We start from the raw sequence: 25,633 nt of genomic DNA, 5'->3' as shown, positions 1-25,633 counted from the left end.
CAGGATTGCAGGATTGCAGGATTGCAGGATTGCAGGATTGCAGGATTGCAGGATTGCAGGATTATTTTTGCTTAATGTTGTTGTGACTGCAACCCTCTAAGCATTTCAAGATGCTAGACTCTCCTGGTCGTTGCAACATTTGAAAGGATTTTCATACCGACGATTATGGAATTATGGAATTATGGAATTATGGGATTATGGAATTATGGGATTATGGGATTATGGGATTATGGGATTATGGAATTATGGAATTATGGGATTATTTTCTCAAATCCCTGCTACGGTTTCCAACTCATAATTACGGTGTCAAATCAGATCAATTACTGAACGACGAAGTAAAAGCGCATATCCCCAAAATATCACCACGGTCATCATGCATGAAGCCAGTAGCGCAATCCAGAAACCCCATCGTTGAAACATGAGGGGAAAGCAGAGAAACATCGGGAGGGTAGGGACCACATACCAAAATGTGTACCATGCATGACTGGCAATTTTTTCCTGTGTTTGCCCTTCCAGCTTCATCCATACGAGCACCAGAACGGTCACCAGCGGTAGGGCAGCCAGCAGCGCACCAAATCGATCGCTTCGCTTTGCCACCTCCGAAACAAGCACAACAACTCCGGCAGTTACCATATACTTCACAATCAACCAGACCATTGGACACCTCTTCTCAAAATGACTCGCATTTAATCGGGTTTCATCAGGCCACAAATCCGTTATAGCCCGCCAACGTTACCGCTAACATAGGCAGTAAATCCCCGCATCTGATACAGACTATATAAATTAGCGCTAAGAAACCTGAAGTACAAAGGCTGAGCATGTCGCCTTTGAAATTACGATTACCAATAATTCTGTGATTCTGTGATTCTGTGATTCTGTGATTCTGTGATTCTGTGATTCTGTGATTCTGTGATTCTGTGATTCTGTGATTCTGTGATTCTGTGATTCTGTGATTCTGTGATTCTTGCAGGGTATCTTATTGTTCCTGATAAGGGATTACTATATCCTGTAATCATATAATCCCGTGATTTAAAAATCCCAGAATCCTGGGATTACGTAATCCTGTGATTCACCAGAGATAAACTTTAGGGGGCGTCTGATGACAACCAAAATTATCTCCTTCCTGAACGGGAAGGGCGGGGTAGGGAAAACGACGACCTCCATCAATATCGCAACATGCCTGGCTCGCAAGGGTTTCAAGGTTGTGATGGTGGATACGGATCCTCAGGGTAGCATCAGCAATTGGTACGACGAAACCAAGTGCAAATTTGATTTGGCTGAAGCGGCATCCGAAAAAGAAGTTTATACCGTGCGTAAACAGCTGAAGGACTATGACTACGTGGTCATTGATGGCGCTGCGGCCATAACGGCGATATCTTCAGCAGCCGTTATGGTCAGCGATTTGGTGCTTATTCCGGTGACGCCTTCACCTCTCGATTTTGCTGCCTGTGGCGCGATTCTGGCGGTGGTCGAGGCGCGCGAAAACTTGCAGCCGGTGATTGCGCGATTCCTGATTACCAAAAAAGTTGCCTCTACGCGCATGCTTGAGGTCCTTAAAGAGTCAATCGAGGATACCGGTGTTCCGGCGCTTAAAACTGCGACGACTCAGCGACAGGTGTACATACGCACAATGCTGGATGGTGGAACCGTATTTGACACGACAGACGGCAGTGCAAAAGGGGAGATCGATGTGATGACAAACGAAATTCTGGAGCTGCTTGCATGAAAATGAAACTGGGACAACATCGGCAGTTAGCACCGGCGCTGGATGCAGTGAGTAAGCCACCTGCCGGGACTGTAAAAAAATTGCAGACTAATATCGACGAAGATCTGCACCGTAGGTTTAAGACGGCCTGCTTTATGCAGGGTCGTGAGATGAAGGATGTGCTGACAGAACTGATTGAGCACTGGCTTCCAGAGAATGAATCCCGCTAACAAGGATCCTCTTAGACTGGTCTCGCGGCATCTCTTTTTTTGAGGGATGTCCTTGCTTTAAGGATCGGTTTTTAGAGGATCTACTCAAAAAAAGATCCTATAACGTTTGTTCTTTTCTTTATAGTTTAGATCTTTATAGTTTAAGGGGGTGTTTTTTTGAGATAAATCATATAGTTGCAGATGTTTATGTGGATGTTTTTCCTGTCTGAAGTGGAGTGATTTTCTGTTATATGTGGAGTTTTTTCCTGCTATACGTAGAGTTTTTTCCTGTTGATAACTTTCTGATCTGGCGAAATATTTTATGTGGAGTTATTTTCTGTGGATAACTTCTACTCACCGTTGCCTCCTGATATTCATGCACGTTCCTGCCTTTCCTGATGAAAATCGAAGTTGTCACATCTTAAGAAATAGTCACGTTACATTGTCACATAAGTCAGTCTGAGTTAATCATTATCATAAAATTAAAGCGTTATAACAATAAGTTACTACATTTCTGTATTTCTTATGTGGAGTGATTTTAGGTTGTACCTGTTTGACTAAGACATACGTGGAATTCTTTTATGTATGAGTCGCGTAACAGGAAAGGCTAAAGGTGGAAAAATTTTCTGTACTAAATTTTGATTGTGACCATGTCACTTTTCTGTTCCATGTGTGGATGGATTTTATGTTTGGCATGCTGCCCAGTTCTCGAGTCGTACTCAAAGGTGGATAAATTTTCTGTTTACCTGCGCAAAAACGCCTAGCGGCACCCCTGTTGAATAGTTTTTCGCTAAAATGTGGAAAGATTTTCTAAGGAAATTTATTTTATCTTTTTGATAAACAAAGAAATAGTGGTGTTAGTGAAATTACTTATAGCCCCCTTACCATGGACAGAGGGAGCCTCAGAGATAAGCCTGGCCAAAGGTGGAGTAATTTTCTGTAGTGTGTCCGAAGGTATGTGGAATGATTTTCTGATGGCCTGTTTCAGGCTGCCGGGCATATGTGGAAGAATTTCCGGTTAAGTTGCGCTGAGTTCTGCTATGGATATGTGGAGTGTTTTCCTGTTGCCATCTCGCACTTTCAGGATCGAACCACGACTAAATTGGATCCTGTGCTGCCTGAATGTGGAGGAATTTTATGTTAACACAAACTGTGTTACTTATTAAATTATTGATTTTAAAGAGCTAATAATGATGTTATTTTACTTTACCTGAATATTTTTTGTGTGGAATACTCTGCTGAACATTCCACACAGGGATCCTGCTAAATGGAGCTAAACAAACTGACGGTCGTACAAGGTAACGATCTCCTTGAAGGGGCCTACAGTGTCACGCTGGATGAGATGCGGTTGCTGAACCTGGCACTTGCTCAAATCGACAGCAGGAAACCCCAGCCTGACGCGCTGTATCGCTTATTTCCCCATGATTATCAGCGTATTTATGGGTTAAATCCAACCAGTAGCCATCGGCAGTTGCGTGAAGCTGCCGAAAGCTTGATGAAAAAACCCGTTACCATCTATCAGCCCGATCGCAAAACCGGCAAAATGCGTACCGTCCAGCTTTCCTGGTTTTCCCGTCTTGAATACGTCAGCAGTGATGAGCAGAGTGCGGTGGTACTGCGCTTTGGTCAGGATGTTGCCCCCTATCTTTATGAACTAAAAGAGTCGTTTACCAAGCTTAATTTTATCAATATTGCCAAGCTTGATACGGCTTTCTCTGTGCGGCTTTACGGTTGGTTAATCAAAGCCAAAAACCTTTACGGACGTAAGAGCAGTAAGGCGATTGAAGTGACGCTGGCTCTGGACTGGATGCGTGAAAAAGCCGGGCTGCAGGGCAAATATGAAGATTATCGTGACTTCCGCCAGAAACTGCTGGAGCCCACGCTGGCGCGCATTAATGCTAATACGGATATCTCCGTTATTTGGGAACCTATTAAAAAAGGGCGCACCGTAGTGTCGATTAAGTTCTCATACGTGGACGAATCTTCTCATGAAGCCAGTAAGCCGCTGCGCCCTAAATTTCCCCGCAGGCCGCGGGCGACGGTGGGTTCAGACCTGGAAGGAGAGTGGGCACGCCGCTGTATACATATCATGGAGCAGTATCGGGAACGCCTGGCTACTTACGATCGGAACGAGAAAGTCCCGTTGACGGACGTCAGAAAACTGGCAGCCTGGTATAAGACAATCGGTGATAAAAGCAGCCATAAGCGTGTAATGACGGAAGTCAGCGAGCGCGCAAAAAAATAGGTGACTAATCATATTGATAAGCCGCTTATTAACATTTTTTAGTACGGGCTTACCTGAGTTACACACCAGATTATCCCCCGTTTCTGTGGATAAATATGGCAAGCTTGCTACATAGCGATTATCGCAGTCTCAACAGCATCTGAATCCGTTACGGGTTTGCATAAAATTCTTCCACATTAGGTTGCGAGTCGGCTCACAGGTGGAAGAATTTTATGTAAGAATTACCGCCTTACCAGCCCGAATCGATGGTTGCGGTATCCTGCAGAAATCACGGCGACGGTTCTTTATAGAAGTACGTCACCGTTAGCGAAGCGATGACTTTACTGTGGTCATAGTTATTAATGACTTCTGATACCGGCAGGCGCTGTGCTTTATGCTCAAGGCCGTAGGTATCAAAGTTCTTCGCCAACGCGCTAGCATCCAGCGGCGTACCGCCAGAGATCGTCACGCCGGGACAGAGTTTAAAGGTGTTATAGGCGTTGCGCGTCCAGCTTTCGGCAATTCATGGCTCCACCTGTAAGGTCGCGGGATTCTGCCACGTTAATGTGTCGGTAATCTGATTGAGGGTGCCGCCGTTGAGATAAGAACCCCCAGCGGGAGGGTAGCGGTTGGTATGCGCCTGCTGTTCCAGATAGATCAGCGTGCCGCTCTGAATCGGCTGTTCCCCGGCAGCGTTAGCCATTCCACTAATTAATGCCATTGCCCCGGTAATCCCCGTCAGGTGCCAAGTTACGTGCAGGATGAATGCCTTTATTGTCAGTTGAGTCGTCGCTGACGATAAATATGAAGCCTGACAAGGGGTAGAGTGAATCAGGAAATTCATCTAGCCATTTTCGTTTATTGCATGATGATTAAGTAATTTTTTTAACGTGCGTTGAGTCAGCCGAAATCTCTTCTCCCTGCTGATTCAGCACGCGCAATGCCGCCAGCGGCTGCCCGGTGGCACTTTCCAGCAGCTGCGAATGGGCTTCACCTGGGGAAAACAACTCACTCTCACCAAATTGACGCAGGGCGACAATGAGCGGAAAAAGCGCATAACCACGCTCGGTCAGCACATATTCCTGCCAGGCGGATCCGTCGGAGGCGGGTTGGATCGTTAACAGTCCGCCGTCAACCAGGCGGCGTAAGCGGTCAGACAAAATATTGCGCGCCATACCCAGTCCGCGCTGAAACTCGCTAAAGCGACGGCTGCCGTCAAACGAATCGCGCAGGATCAGCAGCAGCCAGCGATCGCCGATCAGATCGACGCTGCGCGCCACCGGGCACGGGGCCTGGCTTAAAGAGAGACGGTCCGCCATGTTTTCTTCCTTCGCTGAATTTGGTTGCATTTTAAAACCACTTCCGTCAGGCTGCAAATGGTTTTAATTCGAAACCAAATGGAGCGCAGTATGGTCAGTACGCCAGAGAACCCCCCTTTGTTGCCTAAATTGTCTTCGTGGCAACTGGCCCTGCTTGCCTGCAGCAGCGGCTTAAGTGTGGCCAACGTCTACTATGCCCAGCCGCTGCTGGATGCGCTGGCGCTAACGTTCGCTATAACGCCAGCCAGTGCTGGCAGCATGATTTTTGCCACGCAGGTGGGCTGTATCGCCGCGTTGCTGGTGCTGGTTCCTTTAGGCGATGCAGCCGATCGCCGTAACCTGATGCGCTGGCAGCTTTTGGGACTGATCGCGGCACTGTTATTAACGGCTGTCGCCAGTTCACCGCTGATGCTGCTTCTGGCGATGATGCTGACGGGCCTGCTGGGTACCGCAATGACGCAGGGGATGATTGCTTATGCCGCTTCAGCGGCCAGCGAGAGCAACCGTGGGCGGGTCGTCGGGATAGTCTCTGGTGGCGTGGTGGTAGGGTTATTGCTGGCCCGCACGTTTGCCGGGCTGGTCGCCGATGTGAGCAGCTGGCGTGGCGTATACCTCGTTTCGGCGCTGATGATGACGCTGCTGGCGGCGTTCATCTGGCGTAACCTGCCACAATTACCGCGCAGTGATTCAGGCAACGGCTGGCAGATGATGCAATCGCTGTGGCAAACGCTGTTGCGCAACCCCGTACTGCAGCTGCGCGGCATGCTGGCGCTGTTGATGTTCGCCAGCTTCAATATTTTCTGGAATGCACTGGTGCTGCTGTTACGCGATCCTCCGTGGCAGCTGAGTCATGGTCAGATAGGAGCGCTGGGACTGGCTGGCGTCATCGGTGTGCTGACTGCCAGCCGCGCCGGACGCTGGGCCGATCGCGGGCTGGCTCAGCGAACCAGCGGTGTTGCCCTGAGCCTGCTGCTGCTCAGCTGGTTGCCGCTGTGGTTAGGTGCGGGTTCTTTATGGTGGTTAATCAGCGGGATTCTCCTGCTTGATGCCGCCGGACAGGCGCTGCACGTCACCAGCCAGCAGCTGATTTTCGCCAGCCAGCCTGATGCCGGTGGGCGCCTGATTGCTGGTTATATGCTGTTTTATTCGGTAGGCAGCGGACTGGGTGCGCTGCTTTCCACTCAGGCCTATGTTCTCGGTGGGTGGTCGGCGGTGTGCCTATGTGGCGCGGCGGTTAGCCTACTGGCGCTGGTTATCTGGAGCTATTACGTGATGAAAAGGGGTCAACAATGAATGATCTGGAACTGCTGGCTGCAGCGGATGTGCGCGCCATGAATTATACGGCTTCTCTCCCGACGCGGCAGGTATTCCCCGACAGTGGTGCACTGGCCGGGTTGACGCGTTTTGATGAACCGCTGCCGCCGCAGGGGCTGCCGCCAGAGCAGACGCTGGCGCTGCTGGACGATGTTGGCTCCCCTGCCACGACTGCGTCTAACGGGCCCGATTACTTTGGTTTTGTCATCGGAGCTTCTCTGCCAGTGGCGACGGCAGCTGAGCGCCTGATGATTGCCTGGGATCAGTGTGCATCCAGCTGGGATAATTCGCCGGTGTCGGCCACTCTGGAGCTCCTTGCCGCAAAATGGCTGCTGGAGATACTCGATCTGCCCAGAGAAAGCGCGGTGGGATTCGGTACCAGCGCGACAGCGTGCACGCTCAGCTGCCTGGCGACAGCGCGGCGCGAACTGCTACAGCGTCACGGCTGGGACTTTGATCGGGATGGATTAGCTGGCGCACCAGAAATACGCGTCGTAATCTCTGAACTGACGCATATCACGGTAAAAAAAGCGTTGCGCATACTCGGGTTCGGCCTGCGCCATTTGATCGTCGCGCCGGTGAATGGCCGAGGGCAGATTGACCTATTACACCTGCCGGAGCTGGATGATCGCACCATTATCTGTCTGCAGGCTGGCGAGGTGAATAGTGGGGAATTTGATGACTTCGCTGCGCTGATGCCGCTGGCCAGAGCGGCAGGGGCCTGGGTACATATTGATGGCGCATTTGGTCTCTGGGCGCGGGCGTCAAAATTTAAAGCCTTCACGCAGGGAATTGAACAGGCAGATAGCTGGACCACGGATGGTCATAAGTGGCTCAATACCCCTTATGACTGCGCTATGGCGATATGCCGTCATTCCGCCGCGCTTTCGTGCGCAATGAATGCCGATGCGGTCTATTCTGCCGCCTCCCAGGATGCGCAAAAAAATCTGACGCTGGAGTTTTCCCGCCGTCCACGCGGTATTCCTGTGTGGGCTTCGTTGCGCACATTAGGGCGTGATGGCGTCGCGGCGATGATAGAGCGGCATTGTTTGCTGGCGCAGCAGATAGGCGAGGGGTTAAGTGAGGCCGGGTTTGAAGTCATTAACCGGGTCGTCATCAATCAGGTTCTGTTTCGGGCATCCAGCGAGGCGCTTACGCTGAGAGTACGCGAAGCATTACAGGCGTCGGGTGAGGCGTGGTTTGCCGGGACATTCTGGCAGGGTAAAGCGGCGCTGAGAGTCAGCGTGAGTTCATGGCGCACGGAGGAAATCCATGTACAGAAATTTATCGTACTGATGGCAAGAATTTATCGGGAAATATTAGCAGAAGGGTAATTGCATCCGGCCGCACGGTGAGATGCGGCCGGTCAGCATTTACTTGATCAGGAAATCTTCAAGTTTCTTGCCAGCATCCAGTGCCTGCTTAATAACGGCCGGGGTACGGCCCTGGCCAGTCCATGATTTTGCTTCGCCGTTCTCATCAGTATATTGATACTTAGCAGGACGTGGAGCACGCTTGGCACGTGTTTTGCCAGCGGTATTATCAGCTGCAGTCAGTTCGCTTAAATCGATACCATCTTCTAGCAACATCTGGCGATATTTAGCCAGTTTTTCTTCTTTTTCTTTAATCTCAGAAGCGATGGCCGCATCTGCTTCACGACGTTCGTTCACTACCGCTTCGAGTTTTTCCAGCATCTCTTCCAGTTCAGATAAAGACACTTCACGAGCCTGGGCACGAAGGGTGCGAATGTTATTTAATACTTTCAGCGTTTCGCTCATAACGGAATCCATAACCTGTGAGTTGGTTTAAATTTGTTCACTATTGTAACGGAGACCAGTGTACAGACAATTCGAGGACGAAAAAACATTAAATTAAAAAAATGTTTCTTTAAATGTTACCTGGATACCGTTTCTCTTAAGCGGAAAACAAGGGGGGGCATAGGTATATTTACAACTTATGGGATAAATCTTAACAATCTTTAAGGTTAAAAGAGCCATCTGAAAAGTTCTTAGCATATTAATCACTTCTTTTATGACTATGCCATTTTAAGATTAGCCTCGTGAAATCAGGCATTTTGAAGCTAACTCCTTTAAATCCTTACGCCATGCATTGGAGGGATAAGCGGATCAGGTGACGCTGTCACCTGCATGGATTCAACCCTGCGGATACTGTTCGAACTTTTATTCTCAGACAGGTCGCGTTGATTAGTGAAACTTTAAAGAATGGCAATGAGAAACGTAGCCAGATTGCTGTACAGTCGTTTTTTGAGGTGCAGTGCCGCCCGTTTCACCGGTTATTATCACTGAATGTCGGCCTGAAAAATTGGATGTGGTGATGCGGTTCACAGGATTCTTAGGGGCTAACCATCCAAAGGGGCAGAGGGATGTTTATCAGCTGAATGTTTTTGACGCGTTAACCCCATTCCTGCAGAAGCACCCTTATATCCTAAGTAGCAACCCGGCCGCGTCCCGCATTTATCCATACAGGGTGAAACCAAGTCTCGTTTTCGGATGCCATCATTCCACCGCCGGTTTTATACTTGCAAGAGGTCTCACCTTAAACATGATACCCGGCGGCGGTTTACTGCTGGTCACGACGGGTGGACGATAAGCCTGTTTATGCTGTTAGTCTCTTCAGTACAGGTGAAAAACGGAGAGGGATTGATACCTCCTGTGATTTCGTCCGTATTAAATTATGTCGTTGAGATATGGCAGTCAGACTAGACATATTGGTCCGCGATAGCGGGACACAGGTTAAGTCTGGAGTCCTTTCCGCTGTCAGGTTAAGGTATTTGCGGCTAACCCAATTCAGTAATCCAAGTTGCCAGGATTCTACAATCCTGTGATTACATAATCCTGAGATTACGAGATTACGAGATTACGAGATTACGAGATTACGAGATTACGAGATTACGAGATTACGAGATTACGAGATGGCAGGATGCTGCCGCTTTTTATGGAACCCCAACATGTCAACGACCAGGCAATACGCCAATGAGAAGTTCAGCCGCTCCCAGTTCATGGGCAGTATCGTTGAGCACTGCCAGTTTATTAATTGCGACTTTTCCTCGACAGACCTGACTGATACCCGCTTTCTCCACTGCCAATTCTACGATCGTGAAAGCGAGATCGGCTGTAACTTCAGCCGGGCAATCCTGAAAGATGCCAGCTTCAAGCTTTGCGACTTAACCATGAATAATTTCGGCTATGCCGAAGCGCTGGGCATTGAGATCGCCGAATGCCGCGTGCAGGGTGCGGATTTCCGTGGCGCCAGCTTTATGAATATGATCACGGCAAAAACCTGGTTTTGCAGCGCCTATATCACCAAAAGCAATCTGAGCTACGCCAACTTTTCTAAGGTGGTGTTGGAAAAGTGCGAACTGTGGGAAAACCGCTGGGTCGGCACTAACGTGCTGGGCGCCTCTTTTAGCGGGTCCGACCTCTCCGGTGGCGAATTCAGCTCGTTTGACTGGCGATCGGCGAATTTCACCCACTGTGATTTAACCCAATCCGTGATTAGCGAGCTGGATATCCGTACTACGGATCTTGAAGGCGTCAAGCTGAACAGCACGCAGCTTGCTATTCTGGCGGAACGCCTGGGAATTATGCTGGTCGACTAAGACTGGCGGGTGCGACGCCTTAGCGGGTAGGGCAGCCAGCGGCATTTTTATGATAAATTACGCTACTTTTTCGGCATGCAATGAGGCGAGATGAATATTCCGGTAACCCATACCACCCGTGAAATGAAGAAGAATAATATTGCGCTGGTGACCACGACTCTCAAGGCGTTGGGTACAGCGACCAAGGGCGATCTTGCGCTGCAGACCGGCCTGAGCAGTGCTACCTGCGGTGCAATACTTAACGAGCTGAGTCTGACGGGTGAGCTGCTGGCGCTGGAGCTGGAAGCCTCGCGCGGCGGGCGACCTGCTCAGCGTTACGCCTGCAATCCTGAATTTTTCTCGTTGCTCAGCCTGTATGCCGCAGGCAGCGATGAGGATGCGCAGCTGGTCTGGTCCCTCAGCTCTGCCGTAGGCGACACGCTCGCAGGCGGTGAGATGCCGTTTCATCCCCTCACGCCTGAAACCTTCCATCAGCTGATTGATACATTGCTGCGGCGCTGGCCCAACATCGCGGCTATCGGTATCGGTTTGCCGGGCGTGGTTGTTGATGGGGTGGTCACCTCGTGTGATATTTCACTCTTTAGCGGTCTGGCGATAGTGAAAGACGTGGCGATGCGCACGGGCCGCTTTGTCGAAGCGGGCAACGATATCAATTTTACCGTCTGGGGTTTTTATCGCAGCGACTGTGCGGGTGTCAGTGCCCCGGTTGCTTATATCTATAAGCCGGATGTTCCCTGTACCGGCTGTGGAATGGTGATCAACGGGCAGGTGTTGCACGGTGCCAATGATTTCGCCGGGGAAGTGTCCCGACTGCCGTTTCAAACCGATGCCGGATTACCGCTTATTGATGAGATGGCGAAAATTGTCATTTCGCTGGCCGCGCTGATTAACCCGGTCAAGGTGGCACTCGGCGGTACACGTCTTAAAGCTTCTCATTTGCCTGAAATACGCGAGCGCTGTCTGGCCAATATTCCTGTACAGCACCTGCCAAAATTGGTTTATCGTGAAGAAATTCGCCAGGATTATCTGCAGGGTATCAGTGAATTGACCCTGAAAAACTTCCTGCACTACCGTCTGTTTACCTCGCCCACGACCTGATTATTATCCGGCGAACGTATTGACTTCGTCGACTCTGCCAATATACTGCCTACTTATTAAAAGTCTTTTAATAAGTAACTTTCAATGAGGAGCGCTGCCTTTGTCACTTCAAGATACCGTAACTTTTGACGCCAGTCCGGCCAGGCGCTTTGGCACGCGGGCGATATTTTTTGTCACCGGTATGGCGATGGGATTATGGGCCGCGCTGGTGCCATACGCCCAGCAGCGCACGCACGCGGACCCCGGCGATCTTGGATTGCTTCTGCTGTGCCTTGGGGCCGGGTCGCTTATCGCCATGCTGGGTTCCGGGCGCGTTATTGGTGCGCTGGGTTGCCGTAAGGTGATTAGTGGATCGGTAGTATTGTATTGCCTGATGCTGCCTCTGCTGGCAACGCTCGGCGACATTCGCCTGCTGGCGCTGAGCCTGTTTATCTTTGGCATGGGCATCGGACTGGCTGACGTTGCCGTCAACGTTCAGGGGACGTTGGTGGAACAGGCGGCGGATAAGCCTTTAATGTCCGGTTTTCACTGTTTATGGAGTGTCGGAGGGATAGCTGGCGCCGGTGGCGGTGCGCTGATGCTCGATGCAGGAATGTCGCCGCTGTTCAGTAGCGGGGGCGCGATAATGCTGATCGCACTGGTCTTCACGTTTGCCTTTCGCGGATTGCTGACCTCATCGGGTAATGAACAGCAGCCGCAGGAAGGTGGAGCGGGGCGGCCCAACCTGCGCTTGATGCTAATGGCCGTCATGGCAATGATCTGCTTTATGGCTGAGGGCGCTATTCTTGACTGGGGTGGGATTTTTATTACTCAGGATCGGGGTATGGCACTGCAGCATGCCGGATGGGGATTCGCCGCCTTTGCCATTGCTATGTCCCTGATGCGCATGATGGGTGACGCCGTGGTGAGCGTGCTGGGGCGCAAGAGAATATTAATTATCGGTGGCGGCCTGGGGATTGCAGGGTATCTGATCGCCGTACTGCTGCCGGGCTGGCCGATGACGCTGTTAGGCTTTGCACTCGTGGGGGTTGGCGCGGCAAACATTGTCCCGGTATTGATAACTCTGGCCGGGCAGGAAAAAAGCATGCCGGTCAACCGCTCGGTGGCGATGGTGGCGACGCTGGGCTATTTCGGCGTGCTTGGCGGCCCGGCACTGATCGGCTGGATTGCGCATCTTGCCGATCTTTATGTGGCATTTATGGTGGTTGCCGCGGCTTTTCTGCTTATCGTAATCGGCGCTTTTCGCCTGAAATATTAGGCGGTGGCAGTGATATGGGGGCACACGCCCCCATCAACTTGGCGGTCCGATGATTTGATGAGCGCTTCCCGAAGAGCAATCTACTGGCTCAGCATGTCGATTTTTGCCGCACCAGGCTTAGGCATCGCTGTTTGTGTCATCGCACTGATAGCTGACTGGCTGTTTATGCCGTCAGCGAGTTTTCAATAAAGTCGTGTATATACTCTTTGATTTTGGCTTGCTGGTAGCGCCGCTGATCGAGCACGCGCGTCAGATAGACCAGTTCAACGCCCAGTGGATTGATGGCGCGGTGGAAAGGCTGATAGCCACGGCGTAGATAGAGTTGAGTCAGCCACGGGTGCTTAATCGCCGTTGCCAGATAGACGGCGGGCGATTTCAGAGTGTCGCGCAGAAAGCTCTCTTCGACATAGCGAATAATCCGGCTGCCGTAACCCTGCCCTTTGTAATCAGGTTCGACGGCGAACCAGTGCAGAAAAGGCCACGGTGCCAGCTGCGTATTATCCTGCGTCCAGGGAAAGCGCACGGTCAGCGTGGCGACTCGCTGGCCATCGCGCTCCAACACAAAGGTTGATTCACTGGCGATCACGGCAGCCACGTCGGCGACCGTGCTGCGGGATACGGTGAAGTTGATCCCCTGCGCAACCAGCGGAGTATAAGCACGCTGTAACAGCCCGTGCAGCCACTCTGCCTCTTCCGGCTTAGCTAAACGAATACGCTCGGTCATGATCGTCCCCCCTGAATACGTTAAGGTGGGACAATTATTAACAGCATGCGCGATCGCTTGGAAAGATGAAGATCTGATAACCATACGCGGTGAGCATCTTTATCCCTCGCGCTGCTGCCGATTAGCGGGCGAGCTGCGTGGTGTAATTTGCCGCGACCCACCGGTAACCACTGCCGTCGCTTTTAACATGGCCAAAGCCCGGGAACGCGATATGCGCCGCCGCCACCCAGTAACCCTCCTGTGCCGCCTGTTTTAACACCCGCTCACGGGTTTTTATCGCCTGCTGCTGATCAACGTCGAAGTGGATTGCTACATGTGGGTCCGGCATCTGCACCGCTTTGGCGTGAATGATATCGCCCCATAACACCAGCGTCTGTCCTTCACTCTCCACCCGATACATCACGCTGCCCGGCGTATGGCCAGCCGTTGAGGTGGCCTTAATCCCGGCAAATACCGTTCCCGGTGCGGTAAAGGGCTTCAGTCGTCCTGCCTGGATAACCGGGCGAATGGTCTGCTCAGATTCAGCAAAGGTGTGCTTCTGGCTGGCTTCTACCTTCTCAGCATTCGCCGGGTTGAGCCAGAAATCGACATCTTTCTGCTCGACGAACACCTGAGCGTTTGGGAAGGCGGGTTTGCCCTGGCGGGAGATACCGCCGGAGTGGTCGGCATGAATATGCGTCAACAGCACCGCATCGATGGTTTCCGCCGGATAGCCCGCGGCAGCCAGATTATCCAGCAGGTGCCCGCCGTTGTGGCCAAACAGATCGCCCGCACCGGCATCAACCAGCACCCGCTGCTGGCCGTTATCAATCACAAAGGCATTGATTGAGGTTTCAGCCTGCGGCGTCATGGCATCGTTCGCCAGCTGTTGGCGCAGCTTATCGGTGGAAATGTGGGTCAGCAGCTTATCCAGCGGGATCGTCACCGTGCCGTCGGAGACGGCAGTGATGCGCAGTTTGCCCAGCATCATGCGGTAATAGCCCGGTGCTTGCGCATCCAGTGGGGTAACCGGTGCAGTAGCTGCCAGCGAGTTTACGGAGATGGCCAGGGTGGTCAGCAGAGTTAGCAAAAGTTTCATTAAATCCTCGATAAGTTCTGTTATTTCAGTAAAGGCAGCAGTATCCTGCGGCTTTAAACATCATTCAAATTGATTAAAATAATGAGCACTATCAGGGGAAATGATTTAAATCGGGTCGACCTGAACCTCGTGACCGTGCTGCTGGTACTGCATCGCGAGGGAAGTGTTTCACGCGCGGCCAGCAAGTTACACCTCGGCCAGCCCGCGGTAAGCGGAGCGTTGGCCAGGTTGCGCGAGATGTTTGACGACCCGCTGTTTGTGCGCACGGCAAGGGGAATGGCGCCGACGCCGCGCGCGCAAGCGCTGGTGACTGCGTTACTGCCGATGATGGAGCAGATGCAGCAGGTGATATTTCAGGTGCCGGGCTTTTCTCCCGCTGAAGATCGGCATACCTTTCGTCTGGGAATGAGTGACTGGGTAGAGCGTTGGTTGATGCCGGGGGTGATGGCGGATATCGCCCAAACGGCACCCGGTGTCCGCCTGCAGGTCACGGCAACCGATCCGTTCCAGGATGGCGAACAGGTGCAGCAGGATAAGGTCGATGTGGCGATCTCCGTCGCTGAACGGGCCCCCGCTGGCGTGGTACACGAAAGGGTGACGCAGATGGGATTTTGCACGCTGTGGAACCCGCTCCAGTTAGCACTCACTTCACCGATAAGACTTGATCAATATAGTGCTAATGACCATCTTCTCGTCTCCTATCGTGGCGCCAGCAGTAGCCCGATAGACCAGCTTTTGGCGGACTGCGGGCGCAAAAGAAGAGTGCGCTACGTCACGCCGAACTTCTCGTCTTTACCGCTGTTGCTGAAGCAGATGCCGGCACTGGCTACGGTACCGCAGGGGCTGGCTGCCGGATGGGTAGCGGATTACGGGCTGCTATGTGCTGATGTCCCCCTCAAGGTTCCGGCCTTTACACTCTCTTTGCTGTGGAACAAACGGCGCGACAACGATGAGGCGCTGCGCTGGCTGCTGAAGAAACTGCGCGCTTGCATGCTGGGCTGAGGTTAGCCCCACTGCAGCATGCCCAGTTTGTCCTGCAGCTCCGTTAAGTCCTGGCAGCCGAGTTTAAGCATAATGCTGTCACTGCCCGGCACTACGGCGCGCTGGCTGTTCTTCTCACGCGCCAGGTTTTCCAGCAGCCGGAACTCTTCCGGCGTTAAGGTTCTGCCATCAGCGGAGAGATATTCCCAGATCATCGCCTGCGAAGAGCTGTTGAATTTATTACCGCTGTCGCTGGCGAAGATGCAGGATGCCAGCTGTGTGAAGCTGTCACTTTTCAGCACCAGATTGCAGTGGGGAACGTGACGTACCACAAAGCGCATCAGTACCGGGTCGGTAAAATGGGTGAAGAGGATCAGGCGCACATCCGGCCAGCGGCAGGTCAGATGCGTCAGATAGTCAATGCAGCTGAAAAGCGTGTCATCCACGGTCGCCAGCTCGGCAATCACTACGTGGACAGGTTGACCTTGCAGCGTGCTTTCCAGTTCTGCCAAATTAGAACAGGAGAGGGTGCGGATATCCCGGGTACTAAAGTAATCCGTGACACCTTTGCAGCTGAAGGTATCGCTGTCGAGAATGGCAATATTAAACATGGCAATGGCTCCCTGACTGCTCTCTCCTTATTAAAGCCCGAAGCCATGCGGGGAAACATCATCCCTTACTGATATTGTTGTAAGAAGTCTCTTACGTTATCTCATGGCCTGCTGCAAAACGTGAAAAACACGCTCATCGCTGAGGTGTGCCACGTTAAAACGCAGAAAGTCTCCAGCCGTTTGAGAAATGCTGAACACGTTGCCGGGTGCCAGCACGACGCCCTGCTGGCGACAGCGCCGGGCGACTACGGTTGAATCAAGCCCTTCCGGTAAACGGCACCAGAGATAAAAGCCGCCGCGTGGAACGCTCCAGGGAACAATCCCCAGCGCTGAGAGGCGGACGATCGCCTCTTTCCGCGCCCGGTCGAGGCGTTTGATCACCTCGTCCAGATGCTTCCGATAGCTGCCGCCCGCCAGTACGCCGGCGACCAGCTCGCTAGACAGCGGGCTGGGGCCGCCAAAGTTAGTGGCGATTTGCAGATCGACTAACCCCTCAATCCACTCTTCACGGCAGGCGATATAGCCGCAGCGTACCGAGGCAGAAAGCGTTTTAGAAAAGCTGCCCATGCGGATAACCCGCTCAAGGCCGTCAGGTATGGCCAGCCGCGGTGACAGTTCAGGCTCGAAATCGGCAAAGATATCGTCCTCGACGATAATCGTATCGTACAGCGTTGCAGCGCGCAGCACCCGGTAGGCCGCCTGGGCGGACAGGCAGCCGCCGGTGGGATTATGCAGCGCGGAGTTGGTGATATACAGTCGTGGTCGCGTGGTGCTTAGCACCTGTTCAAACATCGCGACATCGGGCCCTTCCGGGGTAAACGGCACGCCAACGATATTGACCTGATGCGCCCGCAATAGCGCCTGAAAGTTGAAGTAGCAGGGGTCATCAACCACCACTGTGTCCCCCGGACGCAGCAGGAGGCGGCAGATGAGATCGAGCGCCTGGGTGCCAGAACCGGCCAGCATTATCTGCGACATGGAAGCCGCCAGCCCTTCCTGAGCAAAACGCGCCAGCAGCAGGCGGCGCAGCGTGGCTGAACCGCGCGTACTGCCGTAATCGGTCAGGGTATTATCTGGCGATCGTGCCAGCTGGCGCAGGCCCTTGCGCAGCGCTTCCTGCGGCATCCAGTCAGCCGGTAGCCACCCACAGCCGGGCTTCAGTTCCCCCGCTGCGGCATCCAGCGACTGCCGCGAAACCCAAAAAGGGTCGACTTCGGGTTGGCGCTGGCTGCTCTCTGTCAGGCTTAACGGGGCGGTATGCGCGCCGCAGACGTAAAAACCTGAGCCGCGACGTGCGCGGATAACGCCTTCAGCCGCCAGTCTTTCGTAGGCTTCGACCACGGTGGATGGGGAAACATGCATCGTGGTGGCAAAACGGCGTACCGAAGGAAGGCGCTCGCCGCTGCACAGCAAACCCGCCGTAATACGCTGGCGAATCTCATTGATTAACGCTTCGGTACGTGTCATGGCCGATCCTGAATGTCTAACTGTATGGGTAAATGGAACCATACAGAATGGCGAAATTGTACTGTAGTGTATCTTCGCTGCGGCTCGTTTGCTTCTTACTATCGTGGAAAATTATTTTTCCAGTCATGATGAGGCAACATGGAACAAACTAAAGCAGGATGGTGGAGTGGGCTGGCGGGCGTGGTGATATTTAGCGGCTCGCTGCCTGCGACACGCGTGGCCGTCACCGACTTTTCCCCGCTTTTTCTTACCTCCGCACGCGCCGTTATCGCCGCGCTGCTGGCAGCGGGACTGCTGCTGTTGCTACGTCAGCGCCGACCGCAGCGTGGCGATATCATTCCGTTGCTGATTATCGCCGCGGGCGTGGTGGTGGGGTTCCCGCTGCTGACGGCACTGGCTCTACGCCATATCACCGCTGCGCACTCGCTGGTGTTTATCGGACTGCTGCCGCTTTCAACGGCAATCTTCGGCGTCCTGCGCGGCGGCGAGCGACCCCGGCCAGCCTTCTGGCTATTCTCCCTGCTCGGTGCCGCGACCGTGGCGGGCTTTGCGATCGCCTGCGGAACGGGCGGCTCATTCAGCGGTGATTCGCTGATGATCGCCGCTATCGTGCTGTGTGGACTGGGTTATGCGGAAGGGGCAGGGTTATCGCGACGGCTGGGCGGCTGGCAGGTGATTAGCTGGGCGCTGCTGCTGTCCCTGCCTTTAATGTTGCTAATCGGCCTGTTCACGCTGCCGACCAGCTGGCACAGCATCAGTGCACCGGCTTGGCTCGGGCTGGGCTATGTTTCACTGTTCAGCATGCTGATTGGTTTTATCTTCTGGTACCGCGGGCTGGCGCTCGGCGGCATTGCGGGAGTGGGGCAGTTACAGCTGTTACAGCCATTCTTCGGCCTGGTGTTCACCGCGCTGTTTCTGCATGAAGCTATAGCTCTGAGCATGGTTGTCTGCGCAGGGGTGATTATCCTGTGTGTGGCGGGCGCGAAGCGCTTTGCTCACTGAGTGAAGCACGCTCCGGGCTTAAGGCTCGCTGTTAACCCGAACTCAATTCATCGGTTATACAGCAGTTGGATAATCATGCGTTCCAACTCAGTTATTTAAACTAATCAAACGACATCAGGCCACATCGCTGATAAAAAAACCAGGCCGAAGCCTGGTCAGAGTGATGCTCAGCGGGTTACGCCTCAGGGAACGGCATGGTGTTGCCCGGCGCTTCACGGTGAATGTGCAGGAAGGTCATATGACGCTCGTACTGGTCGAGAATGTCATTGATGATCTGCTCACGGGTGTAGTCCATCAGGTCATTGCCTTGGGTGCCCTCCAGCAGGAAGGTTTCGAGGCGGAAGTAATCGGACTTGCCGCTGCGGGCGCGATAAGTAAACGCCGGAACCGAGTAACGCTGCGGCCAGATCTGATACAGGAAGCTCTGCTCCTCACCCAGATTCACCAGCAGCTCCAGGTGATTCAGGCGTTCATCTTCCAGCGGCGGCATCTCGGTGACTTGCACTTTCGCGCCCCGGCGTTCCAGCTCGCGCCCCACTTCTTCCATCGCCGGGCGACAGACCTCTTCCAGCATCTTGCGGGTATGCGTGGTGCCCGGATAGTTCATCACGCGTGAAATACGCTGCTTCCAGTTCAGACGGTCATCGCGCGAGACCGGCACCGGCGGCGTATTCACCGTGGCGCTGGCGCGGCGGTGATCCTCCACGCGCAGGGATTTATACAGCCCTGCCATCACAAAGAAGATCACAAAGCTGAACGGCAGGCCCATGATAACCGTGGTTTTTTGCAGTGCGGTCACGCCATTAACCATCAGCATGCCCAGCGTCAGTACCCCGATCGCCAGCGACCAGAAAATGCGCAGCCAGTTTGGCGCATCATTATTGATGTCTGCCAGGCGGGAGGTGAAGTTACCCAGCACCAGCGAGCCGGAGTCCGCTGAGGTGACGTAAAACAGCAGACCGGTGATGGTGGCGACAGAGGCGCTGAAGGTAAAGGCCGGGTACTGCGCCAGCAGGCTGTAGAAGCCGCGCTCTGGGTGCGCCATGGTTTCCTGGGCGAACGCCATATTGCCGTGAATGATCTCATACAGTGCGCTGTTGCCAAAAATTGACAGCCACAGCAGGGTGAAGATAAACGGAATGGTCAGCGTCCCCAGCACGAACTGGCGAATGGTACGGCCGCGGGAAATACGCGCAAGGAACAGGCCGACGAACGGTGACCAGGCAACCCACCACGCCCAGAAGAACAGCGTCCAGTTATTCATCCACTCGGTCGGGCGATCGAAGGCAAAGCTGTTCAGCGTCATGCCCATAAAGCGGTTGATGTAGTCACCAACGTTCAGCACCAGCGCATTCAGCAGGAAGCTGGTATCGCCGACAAACAGCACAAAGAGGATCAGGCCAAAGGCCAGCAGTACGTTCAGCTCAGAAAGGAAACGGATCCCTTTGTTGACGCCGGAGGTAACGGAAATGGTCGCCATAATCACCGACAGTACAATCAGCCCTGCCTGCGCCGTCAGTCCTTCTGGCACGTCGAACAGCACCTTGAGGCCATAATTGAGCTGCACCACGCCAATGCCAAGGGTGGTGGCGATACCGAAAATGGTCCCCAGCACGGCGGCGATATCCACCGTATGACCAATCGGACCGTTAATGCGCTTGCCAAAAATGGGGTAGAGCGCAGAGCGGATGGTCAGCGGCAGGCCATAGCGATAGCTGAAGTAACCCAGTGCGATCCCCATCAGGGCATACATCGACCAGCCAGTCAGACCGTAGTGGAACAGCGTCCAGACCATTGCCTGACGTGCCGCTTCCATCGTCTGGCCCTGGCCTTCCGGAGGCATCATATATTGCGTGACGGGTTCCGCGACCGAGAAGAACATCAGGTCAATGCCGATCCCGGCGGCAAACAGCATTGCCGCCCAACTCATCAGGCTGAACTCGGGCTTCGACTGCTCCGGTCCGAGCTTGATCGAGCCAAAGCGTGAACAGGCCATAAAGATTACAAAAACGATGTAAACCGTGGCCGCCAGCAGGTAATACCAGCCAAAGGTATTCGACACCCAGTCAAGGGTGAGATTGATCCAGCGGTCGGATAAATCGGTGAAGAAAATAGTGGTCAGGGAAAATAGCAGGATAAGAACCGCTGAGGTGTAAAACACCACGGGATTAATACGATCTTTTTGAGGTTTTGCAGGTATTTCGATTGACGGCATAATGTCTCCGCAAACAGTGACCAGAAAAATAGCCTGAAGTCCGCTCTGCGAAGCGCGCATTAGCGCATACTGGGTAAAATCCGCCGTATATCCGCTAATTACACTGGGAGAACTCTCAGGTGATGAGTGGTGTAACTTTATGATTTTATTGTTTTAGTTTTTCTGCAAATGGCCTCCTGACGCTAAGTTTTGAGTAAATTTGAGCACCGATGATAAGTTTTATTGATTGAGCATTCAATTAAAAAAAACTTTAGCGTCTCATTTTCAGCTATTTTTCGGCAGAAAATCGGTAAGTCTCGGCGATATTTTCCCGGGCAGCCTGGGGATTTATCGTCGTCAATTTCCTGTCTCTGGGCTGTTTATTCTTTATGAGAATTTACTTATAACCGCGTTAATATTGCGGTTATCCCCTCGTGATTAATTCTGCATGAATTTTATCATTAAGCACCGATACTGACTTGCTGCCAGGGGGGCATTAACGCCCGTCAAAACCATCAAGGTAGGCACCGGAGGCTTCAGTAATGAAGATGTGAACTCTTCTTTTACCTGCCGGAGAGTTGATGGTCTGGTTCACGAACGTCTCCTGCTTTTGCAGCCCATTTAGTGCTTCATCGTGATACATCGCCGCCGCTTTTTTCTCGGCCTCGCTGCGGCTTACTCCTGCCTGACGATCTTTCGTCCCCATATCGTAGAACTGAGCAAATACCGGGGTCATGGCTTTAATGGTATCGGACGTTTTGGTGTAGAAGTTAGGATCGAAATCCGTCTTCGTTTTGAACACATAACTTTTGGCATGAGCTTGCGGGCTGGGAAGGTGATTGTTGCAGCCGGTTAAGAACGGGAGCAATGAAGCGACAATCATGGCGAAGAATGTACGAGGCATAACATTTCCTTTTGTGGGGGTAACATCCTGTTTATAAAACTGTAGCGCTGCTGATTCTGTCGCAAAATTTCCTCCAGATACAGTTATTTTCACCTGCTGCTATGATGGCGGAGATTGCATAACGCGTTTGCGCTCAGTATGGTGTGCGCAATTTTCTGACAGAACCGGAATGACCATGACCACTCACTCTTCAAAAGATCCCCTGCACGGCGTCACGCTGGAAGCGCTGGTCACCGCGCTGGTTGAGCGATATGGCTGGGAAGATCTGGCGCAGCGCATCAGGATCAACTGCTTCAAAAGCGACCCGAGCATCAAATCCAGCCTGAAATTTTTACGCCGCACGCCCTGGGCGCGCCAGGAAGTGGAAGCGCTCTACATCGCCACGGTGAGTGAGCCTAAAGCCAGTGAGAAACCTCAGGATAACGATCCCTGGGCCAACGCGAAAAACCGCCTCCGTTCGTAGTCAAGCTATCTGTGGTTGCACCAATTATGGTGCAGCCTGCTCTGTTTTAGTGCGTCATACTTCCCTTCTGCGCTACCTGTTCCAGCCCACTGCGGCTCTTCCTCAATAGAAGTCCTGGCATAATTGTTGCTTCAGTTGTCTGTACAAGACATGACAAGTTACGGCAACATTTAATTAACCTGGACCAGCTCACAACTTTGTCTTTCGCCGAAAGCATTATTTGGTATTTACTTGTATATACATGACATAACCACTTAGACGTAGATCGCGTGTGCCTTTAGCCCGTTTTCTCTTTATCAGGCCAGCTGACCTGCTGCCAGTCAGCGGCCCTCAACGCCAGGAGCACTAAATGAAAAAACTGTTATTCCGCCAGGTACTGATTACCTCACTGATCACTTCCTCCATGCTATGTTCGCTGCCGCTGCAGGCCAAAGAGTGGAAGTCGATCACTATCGCTACCGAAGGTAGCTACGAGCCCTGGAATATGACATTACCCGGCGGCAAGCTTGGCGGTTTCGAACCTGAGTTAATGACCGACCTCTGCCAGCGCATGAAAATCAGCTGCAAACTGGTGGTGCAGAACTGGGATGGCATGATTGCCGGCCTGCAGGCGGGTAAGTACGACGTGATTATGGATGCCATCGTTATCACGCCGGACCGCCGCAAAGTGGTCGACTTTACTGTGCCTTATGCCTCCACTCCGGCCAGCTTTATCAGCGTGAAAGGCGATCTGCTTCCGAAGGCAGGTAACGCGGATAACGTCGTTAAGCTGCACAACGACCCGAAAGAGATCGAACCGGCGATTACCAGCCTGAAAGCGGCGCTGAAGGGGAAAACTATTGGTATTGCCTCTGGCACTGTCTACACACCGTTTATCGATAAATATTTCAAGGATGTCGCCACGGTACGTGAATACAATGCCTCGGCGGATGCCCTTCTCGATCTGCAGGCTGAGCGAATCGACGCGGTATTTGATGATGTGACCTTTGCTAACTCGATGCTGAGCAAGCCGGAAAATAAAGACCTGCAGCTTAGTGGTCCGCAACTGGGCGGCCCGATCTGGGGCGAAGGCGAAGCGCTGGGTATCCGTAAGTCCGACGCCGACCTCAAGGCCAAACTGGATGAGGCGATCAAAGCTGCACTGGCCGACGGCACGGTGAAAAAACTCAGTGAGAAATGGTTTAAAACCAACGTCACCCCGTAAGGAGCCGAAAGATGGCCATACCTGGATTTGAAGAGAATGGCTGGGGACCACTGATCCTCACCGCCGCGCTCACTACGCTGCTGCTGTCGCTGGTTGCGATGATGGTTGGTGCCGTGGTCGGCAGCGGCGTGGCGGCGGCAAAACTGTCATCGCGGCGACCGGTGCGTTGGCTTGGCGATAGCTATTCGGTGCTGTTTCGCGGCATCCCTGAGCTGCTGATAATCTATCTGTTCTATTTCGGTGGCTCCGGGCTGATTACCCAAGTTGGCAAACTGTTCGGTGCTGATGGCTTTATCGAAGTGCCGCCATTCCTGATTGGTGCGCTGGCGATTGGGCTGATTTCCGCCTCTTATCAGGCCGAGGTTTATCGCGCCGGACGACTGGCGCTCAGCCAGGGCGAGATCGAAGCGGCGCAAGCGATCGGCATGCCGAAGTGGCGTATTCTGCAGCGCATCATGCTGCCGCAGATTGTGCGCTACGCGCTGCCGGGCCTGTCCAACGTCTGGCAAATGAGCCTGAAGGACTCGGCGCTGGTCTCCGTTACCGGCATTGTCGAGCTGATGCGCGCCAGCCAGGTTGCTGCCGGTTCAACCCGTCAGTATTTCACCTTCTATCTGATTGGCGGTACCTGCTACCTGGTGCTGACCATACTGTCGAACACCGCCTTTAAGCGGGCAGAGAAGCGTCTTGGCAGGGCACATCAAAGCCGCACCGCGGCCCAGAACTAACGGAGCGCCAGATGATAGATTTTGCTTTCCTCAGTGAGACGTTTCTCAAGCTGGCCGCCGCGCTGCCGGTGACGCTTGGGCTGTTCTTCTCCTCATTCCTGCTCGGCGGGGTACTGGCACTGTTGATCCTCGCGCTGCGCATGAGCCGTAATCCGCTGTTGAGCGGTTTTGCCCGTCTCTATATTTTGGTATTTCGCGGGTCGCCGCTGATGATCCAGCTGTTCCTGATTTACTACGGGCTGGGTCAGTTCGAAGCGATCCGCCACAGCTTTGTCTGGCCGGTGCTGCGCGAACCGTTCTTCTGTGCGGTCGTAGCCCTGGCATTGTGTACCGCTTCCTATACCGCTGAGATTTTTCGCGGCGGTCTGCTGGCGATCCCCAACGGACAGATTGAAGCCGGGCTGGCCTGTGGCATGTCACGCTGGTTGCTGCTGCGCCGCATTATTGCACCAGTGATGCTGCGCTATGCGCTGCCCGCTTACTCAACCGAAGCGATCCTGCTGGTGAAGTCTACCGCGCTAGCCAGTCTGGTGACGGTTTGGGATGTGACCGGCGTGGCGCAGCAGATTATTCAGCGAACCTACCGCACCATGGAAGTGTTCCTCTGTGCCGCGCTGATTTACCTGATCCTCAACTTTATCATCGTGCAGATCTACGCATGGATTGAGCGCCGCCTGTCACCGCACTCACGCCCCGTCATGACCGATCTGCCCCTGCCTACTCCTTCTGTGATAGCCGGAGAGAAACATGACTAATTCCGCGCCCGTTACGCTCTCGATGCGTGATATCCGTAAATCCTTTGGCTCGCTGGAAGTGCTGAAGGGGATCTCCCTTGATGCACGCAAAGGCGATGTGATTTCCATTCTTGGTGCCAGCGGCTCCGGTAAAAGTACCTTCCTGCGCTGCATTAATCTGCTTGAGATTCCCGACTCCGGGGTGGTCAGCGTGGCGGGTGAAACCATCGAGATGAAGCGTCACGCCCGAGGTCATCAGTTGGCTGCTAACCACAAACAGGTTGAGACGCTGCGTTCGCGCCTCGGCATGGTTTTCCAGGGTTTCAACCTTTGGTCGCATATGACCGTGCTGCAGAATGTCATCGAAGGCCCGCACTTCGTGCTGAAGCGCAGTCGCAAAGAGTGCATCGAGCAGGCGGAGCAGATCCTCGATCGCGTTGGCCTGCTCAACCGTAAAGACTTTTATCCCTCGCAGCTCTCCGGCGGGCAGCAGCAGCGCGTGGCAATTGCCCGGGCGCTGGCGATGGAGCCGGAAGTGATGTTGTTCGATGAACCGACCTCCGCGCTCGACCCGGAGCTGGTCGGTGATGTGCTGAAGGTGATGCGCAGTCTGGCGGAGGAGGGGCGCACCATGCTGGTCGTCACGCATGAGATGGGGTTTGCGCGCAACGTCTCTAATCGCGTGGTGTTTATGCATCAGGGAACGATCGACTGTCAGGATACGCCGGAAGCGATGTTTGGTGCGCAGGGTTCGCCGCGCTTTCAGCAGTTTATTTCCAGCCACCGGGTTAATTGAG

The 25,633-nt window shown here is 53.3% G+C and carries 24 protein-coding genes and 1 pseudogene; 15 read left to right on the top strand and 10 right to left on the bottom strand.

Annotation, left to right across the window (positions count from 1 at the left end):
- Positions 1–306 precede the first annotated feature (306 nt).
- Positions 307–657 carry a DUF3147 family protein gene (locus ID864_RS22485; protein WP_048918637.1) on the bottom strand — a complete coding sequence of 117 codons (351 nt, stop codon included), beginning with the start codon at positions 655–657 and terminating at the stop codon, positions 307–309.
- 442 nt (positions 658–1,099) lie between these two features.
- On the opposite strand from ID864_RS22485, the gene parA reads away from it, so the two are divergent.
- The 3 genes from parA (at position 1,100) to ID864_RS22470 (ending at position 4,159) form a co-directional block, all read left to right on the top strand.
- A complete protein-coding gene (gene parA / locus ID864_RS22480; protein WP_048918721.1) occupies positions 1,100–1,726 on the top strand; it encodes a ParA family partition ATPase in 627 nt (208 codons plus the stop codon).
- Complete coding sequence (locus tag ID864_RS22475; protein WP_048918722.1) at positions 1,723–1,935, top strand: plasmid partition protein ParG; 213 nt, start codon at positions 1,723–1,725, stop codon at positions 1,933–1,935. The genes parA and ID864_RS22475 overlap by 4 nt, the downstream gene beginning before the upstream one ends.
- Positions 1,936–3,181: 1,246 nt before the next feature.
- Positions 3,182–4,159, top strand: a complete 978-nt coding sequence (locus tag ID864_RS22470) for a replication initiation protein (protein ID WP_048914834.1) — start codon at positions 3,182–3,184, stop codon at positions 4,157–4,159.
- A 271-nt stretch (positions 4,160–4,430) separates the two neighbouring features.
- Here the strand turns inward: ID864_RS22470 and ID864_RS22465 are convergent.
- A pseudogene (locus tag ID864_RS22465) lies at positions 4,431–4,859 on the bottom strand (TIGR04028 family ABC transporter substrate-binding protein); the annotation flags it as partial.
- A 151-nt stretch (positions 4,860–5,010) separates the two neighbouring features.
- Positions 5,011–5,457 (bottom strand): winged helix-turn-helix transcriptional regulator, encoded by a 447-nt coding sequence (locus tag ID864_RS22460; RefSeq protein WP_048914836.1) that lies wholly within the window; start codon positions 5,455–5,457, stop codon positions 5,011–5,013.
- Between the two features lie 78 nt (positions 5,458–5,535).
- Here ID864_RS22460 and ID864_RS22455 point away from each other — a divergent pair, with 78 nt between their 5' ends.
- A complete protein-coding gene (locus ID864_RS22455; RefSeq protein ID WP_099754508.1) occupies positions 5,536–6,750 on the top strand; it encodes an MFS transporter in 1,215 nt (404 codons plus the stop codon).
- On the top strand, positions 6,747–8,105 hold the full coding sequence (locus ID864_RS22450; protein ID WP_048914838.1) for a pyridoxal phosphate-dependent decarboxylase family protein: 1,359 nt from the start codon (positions 6,747–6,749) through the stop codon (positions 8,103–8,105). The genes ID864_RS22455 and ID864_RS22450 overlap by 4 nt, the downstream gene beginning before the upstream one ends.
- Positions 8,106–8,144: 39 nt before the next feature.
- Here the strand turns inward: ID864_RS22450 and ID864_RS22445 are convergent, their stop codons facing one another.
- Positions 8,145–8,549 carry an H-NS family histone-like protein gene (locus tag ID864_RS22445; protein WP_048914839.1) on the bottom strand — a complete coding sequence of 135 codons (405 nt, stop codon included), beginning with the start codon at positions 8,547–8,549 and terminating at the stop codon, positions 8,145–8,147.
- 1,190 nt (positions 8,550–9,739) lie between these two features.
- Here ID864_RS22445 and ID864_RS22440 point away from each other — a divergent pair.
- The 3 genes from ID864_RS22440 (at position 9,740) to ID864_RS22430 (ending at position 12,746) form a co-directional block, all read left to right on the top strand.
- Positions 9,740–10,390: a Qnr family pentapeptide repeat protein gene (locus tag ID864_RS22440; protein WP_048914840.1), complete on the top strand. Its 651-nt coding sequence runs from the start codon at positions 9,740–9,742 to the stop codon at positions 10,388–10,390.
- A gap of 90 nt (positions 10,391–10,480) precedes the next feature.
- A complete protein-coding gene (locus ID864_RS22435; protein ID WP_191150388.1) occupies positions 10,481–11,488 on the top strand; it encodes an ROK family protein in 1,008 nt (335 codons plus the stop codon).
- Positions 11,489–11,588: 100 nt separating this feature from the next.
- Positions 11,589–12,746 carry an MFS transporter gene (locus ID864_RS22430; RefSeq protein ID WP_062818091.1) on the top strand — a complete coding sequence of 386 codons (1,158 nt, stop codon included), beginning with the start codon at positions 11,589–11,591 and terminating at the stop codon, positions 12,744–12,746.
- Between the two features lie 163 nt (positions 12,747–12,909).
- On the opposite strand, the gene ID864_RS22425 is transcribed toward ID864_RS22430, so the two are convergent.
- Together ID864_RS22425 and ID864_RS22420 are read right to left on the bottom strand one after the other, a co-directional pair.
- Entirely contained in the window at positions 12,910–13,470 is a 561-nt protein-coding gene (locus ID864_RS22425) for a GNAT family N-acetyltransferase (RefSeq protein WP_048914843.1), read from the bottom strand.
- 121 nt (positions 13,471–13,591) lie between these two features.
- Entirely contained in the window at positions 13,592–14,548 is a 957-nt protein-coding gene (locus ID864_RS22420; RefSeq protein ID WP_191150387.1) for an MBL fold metallo-hydrolase, read from the bottom strand.
- A gap of 81 nt (positions 14,549–14,629) precedes the next feature.
- On the opposite strand from ID864_RS22420, the gene ID864_RS22415 reads away from it, so the two are divergent.
- Entirely contained in the window at positions 14,630–15,550 is a 921-nt protein-coding gene (locus ID864_RS22415; protein WP_062818096.1) for a LysR family transcriptional regulator, read from the top strand.
- Positions 15,551–15,552: 2 nt separating this feature from the next.
- Here ID864_RS22415 and ID864_RS22410 read toward each other — a convergent pair whose 3' ends face one another.
- Together ID864_RS22410 and ID864_RS22405 are read right to left on the bottom strand one after the other, a co-directional pair.
- Positions 15,553–16,140, bottom strand: a complete 588-nt coding sequence (locus tag ID864_RS22410) for a hypothetical protein (protein ID WP_191150386.1) — start codon at positions 16,138–16,140, stop codon at positions 15,553–15,555.
- Positions 16,141–16,236: 96 nt separating this feature from the next.
- Positions 16,237–17,607, bottom strand: a complete 1,371-nt coding sequence (locus ID864_RS22405) for an aminotransferase-like domain-containing protein (RefSeq protein ID WP_224750600.1) — start codon at positions 17,605–17,607, stop codon at positions 16,237–16,239.
- Positions 17,608–17,745: 138 nt separating this feature from the next.
- Here ID864_RS22405 and ID864_RS22400 point away from each other — a divergent pair, with 138 nt between their 5' ends.
- Positions 17,746–18,609 carry a DMT family transporter gene (locus tag ID864_RS22400; protein WP_048914844.1) on the top strand — a complete coding sequence of 288 codons (864 nt, stop codon included), beginning with the start codon at positions 17,746–17,748 and terminating at the stop codon, positions 18,607–18,609.
- A 175-nt stretch (positions 18,610–18,784) separates the two neighbouring features.
- On the opposite strand, the gene ID864_RS22395 is transcribed toward ID864_RS22400, so the two are convergent.
- Positions 18,785–20,824, bottom strand: coding sequence for a choline transporter (locus ID864_RS22395; protein ID WP_048914845.1), 2,040 nt, complete (start codon positions 20,822–20,824; stop codon positions 18,785–18,787).
- A 475-nt stretch (positions 20,825–21,299) separates the two neighbouring features.
- Positions 21,300–21,707 (bottom strand): Exc2 family lipoprotein, encoded by a 408-nt coding sequence (locus ID864_RS22390; RefSeq protein ID WP_191150384.1) that lies wholly within the window; start codon positions 21,705–21,707, stop codon positions 21,300–21,302.
- A gap of 175 nt (positions 21,708–21,882) precedes the next feature.
- Between ID864_RS22390 and ID864_RS22385 the strand changes: the two genes are divergently transcribed.
- The 5 genes from ID864_RS22385 to ID864_RS22365 all read left to right on the top strand — a co-directional run bounded on the left by ID864_RS22385 (position 21,883) and on the right by ID864_RS22365 (position 25,632).
- A complete protein-coding gene (locus ID864_RS22385) occupies positions 21,883–22,170 on the top strand; it encodes a VF530 family protein (RefSeq protein ID WP_099754502.1) in 288 nt (95 codons plus the stop codon).
- Between the two features lie 403 nt (positions 22,171–22,573).
- Complete coding sequence (locus ID864_RS22380) at positions 22,574–23,374, top strand: transporter substrate-binding domain-containing protein (RefSeq protein WP_396018896.1); 801 nt, start codon at positions 22,574–22,576, stop codon at positions 23,372–23,374.
- 11 nt (positions 23,375–23,385) lie between these two features.
- Positions 23,386–24,102: an ABC transporter permease gene (locus ID864_RS22375; RefSeq protein WP_191150382.1), complete on the top strand. Its 717-nt coding sequence runs from the start codon at positions 23,386–23,388 to the stop codon at positions 24,100–24,102.
- Positions 24,103–24,113: 11 nt separating this feature from the next.
- Entirely contained in the window at positions 24,114–24,857 is a 744-nt protein-coding gene (locus ID864_RS22370) for an ABC transporter permease (RefSeq protein ID WP_099754501.1), read from the top strand.
- Positions 24,850–25,632: an ABC transporter ATP-binding protein gene (locus tag ID864_RS22365; protein WP_048918043.1), complete on the top strand. Its 783-nt coding sequence runs from the start codon at positions 24,850–24,852 to the stop codon at positions 25,630–25,632. The genes ID864_RS22370 and ID864_RS22365 overlap by 8 nt, the downstream gene beginning before the upstream one ends.
- Position 25,633 lies beyond the last annotated feature (1 nt).

The organism is Erwinia aphidicola, assembly GCF_014773485.1.
Lineage (GTDB): Bacteria > Pseudomonadota > Gammaproteobacteria > Enterobacterales > Enterobacteriaceae > Erwinia > Erwinia aphidicola.
This window is presented reverse-complemented; position numbering and strand designations above follow the sequence as displayed.

Excerpts from the sequence above, each read along its gene's own strand:
- ID864_RS22435 (WP_191150388.1), top strand. The coding sequence starts at position 10,481 with ATGAATATTCCGGTAACCCATACCACCCGTGAAATGAAGAAGAATAAT.
- ID864_RS22375 (WP_191150382.1), top strand. The coding sequence starts at position 23,386 with ATGGCCATACCTGGATTTGAAGAGAATGGCTGGGGACCACTGATCCTC.
- ID864_RS22395 (WP_048914845.1), bottom strand. The coding sequence starts at position 20,824 with ATGCCGTCAATCGAAATACCTGCAAAACCTCAAAAAGATCGTATTAAT.
- ID864_RS22410 (WP_191150386.1), bottom strand. The coding sequence starts at position 16,140 with ATGTTTAATATTGCCATTCTCGACAGCGATACCTTCAGCTGCAAAGGT.
- ID864_RS22440 (WP_048914840.1), top strand. The coding sequence starts at position 9,740 with ATGTCAACGACCAGGCAATACGCCAATGAGAAGTTCAGCCGCTCCCAG.
- ID864_RS22405 (WP_224750600.1), bottom strand. The coding sequence starts at position 17,607 with ATGACACGTACCGAAGCGTTAATCAATGAGATTCGCCAGCGTATTACG.
- parA (WP_048918721.1), top strand. The coding sequence starts at position 1,100 with ATGACAACCAAAATTATCTCCTTCCTGAACGGGAAGGGCGGGGTAGGG.
- ID864_RS22415 (WP_062818096.1), top strand. The coding sequence starts at position 14,630 with ATGAGCACTATCAGGGGAAATGATTTAAATCGGGTCGACCTGAACCTC.
- ID864_RS22385 (WP_099754502.1), top strand. The coding sequence starts at position 21,883 with ATGACCACTCACTCTTCAAAAGATCCCCTGCACGGCGTCACGCTGGAA.
- ID864_RS22475 (WP_048918722.1), top strand. The coding sequence starts at position 1,723 with ATGAAAATGAAACTGGGACAACATCGGCAGTTAGCACCGGCGCTGGAT.
- ID864_RS22365 (WP_048918043.1), top strand. The coding sequence starts at position 24,850 with ATGACTAATTCCGCGCCCGTTACGCTCTCGATGCGTGATATCCGTAAA.
- ID864_RS22380 (WP_396018896.1), top strand. The coding sequence starts at position 22,574 with ATGCTATGTTCGCTGCCGCTGCAGGCCAAAGAGTGGAAGTCGATCACT.
- ID864_RS22370 (WP_099754501.1), top strand. The coding sequence starts at position 24,114 with ATGATAGATTTTGCTTTCCTCAGTGAGACGTTTCTCAAGCTGGCCGCC.
- ID864_RS22450 (WP_048914838.1), top strand. The coding sequence starts at position 6,747 with ATGAATGATCTGGAACTGCTGGCTGCAGCGGATGTGCGCGCCATGAAT.
- ID864_RS22455 (WP_099754508.1), top strand. The coding sequence starts at position 5,536 with ATGGAGCGCAGTATGGTCAGTACGCCAGAGAACCCCCCTTTGTTGCCT.
- ID864_RS22485 (WP_048918637.1), bottom strand. The coding sequence starts at position 657 with ATGGTCTGGTTGATTGTGAAGTATATGGTAACTGCCGGAGTTGTTGTG.
- ID864_RS22400 (WP_048914844.1), top strand. The coding sequence starts at position 17,746 with ATGGAACAAACTAAAGCAGGATGGTGGAGTGGGCTGGCGGGCGTGGTG.
- ID864_RS22460 (WP_048914836.1), bottom strand. The coding sequence starts at position 5,457 with ATGGCGGACCGTCTCTCTTTAAGCCAGGCCCCGTGCCCGGTGGCGCGC.
- ID864_RS22390 (WP_191150384.1), bottom strand. The coding sequence starts at position 21,707 with ATGCCTCGTACATTCTTCGCCATGATTGTCGCTTCATTGCTCCCGTTC.
- ID864_RS22445 (WP_048914839.1), bottom strand. The coding sequence starts at position 8,549 with ATGAGCGAAACGCTGAAAGTATTAAATAACATTCGCACCCTTCGTGCC.
- ID864_RS22425 (WP_048914843.1), bottom strand. The coding sequence starts at position 13,470 with ATGACCGAGCGTATTCGTTTAGCTAAGCCGGAAGAGGCAGAGTGGCTG.
- ID864_RS22470 (WP_048914834.1), top strand. The coding sequence starts at position 3,182 with ATGGAGCTAAACAAACTGACGGTCGTACAAGGTAACGATCTCCTTGAA.
- ID864_RS22420 (WP_191150387.1), bottom strand. The coding sequence starts at position 14,548 with ATGAAACTTTTGCTAACTCTGCTGACCACCCTGGCCATCTCCGTAAAC.